Source organism: Arthrobacter sp. I3 (assembly GCF_000520575.1).
GTDB lineage: Bacteria > Actinomycetota > Actinomycetes > Actinomycetales > Micrococcaceae > Arthrobacter > Arthrobacter humicola_A.
Genome location: NZ_KI914920.1, coordinates 19,118 through 21,982, shown reverse-complemented (window position 1 = coordinate 21,982; position 2,865 = coordinate 19,118). Strand labels below are relative to the sequence as shown.

Here is a 2,865-nt window from a genome sequence, read left to right as displayed (position 1 = left end):
GCCGGGCCCGCGCCGGTCATTCTGCCGGCGGCCGCGGGGGCAGGCCGCACGCCGCCGCGGGATGCTGTGCCCCGGGACTCCGGCGAGGAGGTCCGGACCCTGCTGTTCATCCCCTACGCCCAGGCCGCGGCTGCCACGGCCGTCATGCGGGCCGTCAAGGCGGCGGCCGCAGCCAAGCGCAGCGACGACCCGGTGCAACTGCGCCTGGACGGCGTCGACGTCCTGTAGGACATTCCATTGCGTCCCCGCGGCTCACGTGGCCCCACCGGCACGGCGGTCCCTCTATACAACGGGCGCGCATGCCGGCGGCCATTCGCCACAGACGGCCGGAATGAGGGTCCGTATTGCGGCCCTCTGCGGCAAATGGGTGGTCGGGGCCCGCAACACCGGCGTCATCCCGGCCTCGCTGCGGGTGCGGCGCGGAGCGGATCTCCGCGACGGCCACTTACAGCCGTTCCGGCTAATTCCGGTCGCGGGGCCGGTTCCGGAGCGCGACGGCCTCTTCGGCGACGGCCACGAGCCGCCGCGAACAGCGCGTACATGGCGAGTCTGTGGCCCGCTCCACTGAACGGCGGGACCGTGCCTTCCACAGGGCGGGGTCCTCGAGCGTGCGCACCGCCTCGGCAAACTCCGCCGGGGAGTCCGGATGCACGTAGCTGACGGCGTCGTCACCGACCTCCCGGAAGATCGGGATGTCGCTGGCAATCACCGGCGTGCCGTGGGACATGGCCTCGACGAGCGGCAGTCCGTAGCCCTCGGCCCGGGACAGGCTGACCAGGGCGGTGGTGCGTGCCAGAAGGGCCTCATACTCGGCGTCGGTCACCCCGTTGTGGAAGACGATGCTTGCGCCCTCCGGAGCCAGGGCCTCGAGTTCGGCCCGCCGCTCGGGCGTGATGCGGCTGAGCAGATGCAGGGTCATGTCCGGGAGTTCCGCCATGCCGCGGACCATGGTCTCCACGTTCTTGTAGGGCATGAAGGAACCCATGTAGAGCAGCGTCTTGTCGGCCCCCGCCCCGGGATCGCGCGGGGTGTGGCCGTGCTGGGGGGCGTTGCCGACAATCCTGACCGGACGCCGGGTGAGCCGGTACTTCGCCATCAGGGCCGCCGTGGTGGAGCTGATCGTCGCCACGATGTCCGCCCGGTTCAGCAGGAGCCGCTGGGGCCAGAAGGCCTTGTGGTACAGGCGCCACAGGACCCTGACGGGGGCCGGCAGGAATCCGGGAGGGGTGGGGTGCTCGTAGTAGATGAGGTCGTGCAGGGTCAGCACCAGGGCGTACTTCCGGCCCCAGCTGCCCATGGTCTGCATGGGGCATACCACCACGTCGGCGCCCAGCTTGTTGACCTTGGCCGCCACGAAGAGTTCGGCCGGGGAGAGCGGGCTGTTGATCAGGGTGTACGGAACGTCGGGCAGGAGCGCGAGCTGGCGGGTGTCGCTGATCAGCATCGAGACGTCGGCGATCCTGGCGGCCGCCGCGATCAGGCTGGCGCCGTAGCGGCTGATGCCGTCGTGGTGGTCCAGCCGGGTGAAGCGGGCATCAATGAGAATTTTCACGCGGCGTGGTCCTTTAGGAAGCGTCGGATGTAGCGGGCAGCGGGCTCGGGGGTTTCGTAGTGGATCAGGTGCCCGACGCCGGGAATGACCTCCAGCTTCCCGTCCGGCAGCCGCGAAGCGAGTTTGTACTGGTCCGCCAGCATGGCGATCTCGTCCTTCTCTCCCGCGATCAGCAGCACCGGCAGCGTCAGGTCGCCGGCCACCTCGGTGACGTTGCTGCCCACCGAGGCCTTGAAGGCCTGAAGCAGGCTCTCCCGGTCCGCGAAGGAGGAAAAATAGGCACTGTGCTGGGCGTGCACGAACCGGCGGATGTCCTTGTCCCCGGTCTTGGCCATGGTTACGCTCATCACCCGCACGATCGCCTGGCTGCGCAGCAGGGCCAGCCCGAGCCGCTGGGGAAGGCGTGCGGCGGCCTCGTAGTAGAGCACCGCAAGTTTCGTCATCAGGCCCTTGGGCCCTTCGAGGGCGGGCGCCGCGATGGGATTGACCAGGATCAGTTCGGCCACGGCACCCGGGTTGGCCGCCACGAAATGGCTGGCGATGATCGAACCGAACGAATGCCCCAGCAGGACCGTGTCCGCGCCCAGTCCCAGAGCAGCCATGAAACCGCCAAGGAACTGGCTGTAGCCGGCAACGCTGTGCCCGGTTCCCGCGAAGGCGGCCGAGCTGCCGAAGCCCGGCAGGTCCGGCATGATCAGGCGCATGTCCGTCAGCTGGTCGGCTACCCGGAGCAGGCCGTGGTGGTCGCCGCGGAACCCGTGCACCACCAGGATGGTGCGCGTTTCGGGGGTGACCTCGGCGGGTTCGTAGACCCAGTACGCGATCCGGGCCCCGTCAACTTCAACGGACGCGGCCCGGGTGCGGGCGTCGAGTCCGCCGCTGAAGAGGGGCGTGCGTGAGGACCCGGTATCCACTTGTTCCATTTGTTCGAATCCTATGCGACGTTGTCGGGGTGGGAGCCGGTCCGGAAGCCGCGTTCGAGGCCGCCGACCTCCGTCATATCCAGCGGGGAGAGCTCAAAGTCGAAGACCTCGAAGTTCTCGCGGATCCGCCCGGACGAGCTGGCCTTGGGGATGGCGATATTGCCCAGCTGCAGGTGCCAGCGCAGGATGATCTGTGCCGGTGTGCGGTCGTGTTCGGCCGCCAGGGCCAGGATCACCGGGTCCTTCAGGACCTGGCCGCGGCCCAAAGGACTCCACGCCTCGGTGCGGATGCCCAGCAGCTCGTGCTTTTCCCGCAGTTCATCCTGCTGCAGCCAGGGATGAAGTTCGATCTGGTTAACGGCGGGCACCACTTCCGCCGTTTCCAGGAGC

Annotated in this window: 4 protein-coding genes; 1 reads left to right on the top strand and 3 read right to left on the bottom strand. The window is 68.7% G+C overall.

Features of this window, described 5'->3' with window-relative positions:
- Window positions 1–228 (top strand): hypothetical protein (locus tag Y706_RS30155; RefSeq protein ID WP_043435816.1); only part of this gene is annotated, 228 nt, incomplete at its 5' end.
- Between the two features lie 232 nt (window positions 229–460).
- Here Y706_RS30155 and Y706_RS0109780 read toward each other — a convergent pair.
- The 3 genes from Y706_RS0109780 to Y706_RS24715 form a co-directional block, all read right to left on the bottom strand.
- Window positions 461–1,552 (bottom strand): glycosyltransferase family 4 protein, encoded by a 1,092-nt coding sequence (locus Y706_RS0109780; RefSeq protein WP_028276456.1) that lies wholly within the window; start codon window positions 1,550–1,552, stop codon window positions 461–463.
- Window positions 1,549–2,475 carry an alpha/beta fold hydrolase gene (locus Y706_RS0109775; protein ID WP_028276455.1) on the bottom strand — a complete coding sequence of 309 codons (927 nt, stop codon included), beginning with the start codon at window positions 2,473–2,475 and terminating at the stop codon, window positions 1,549–1,551. The genes Y706_RS0109780 and Y706_RS0109775 overlap by 4 nt, the downstream gene beginning before the upstream one ends.
- Before the next feature lie 11 nt (window positions 2,476–2,486).
- On the bottom strand, window positions 2,487–2,865 hold a 379-nt coding region (locus Y706_RS24715), incomplete at its 5' end, for an aldo/keto reductase (RefSeq protein WP_043435811.1).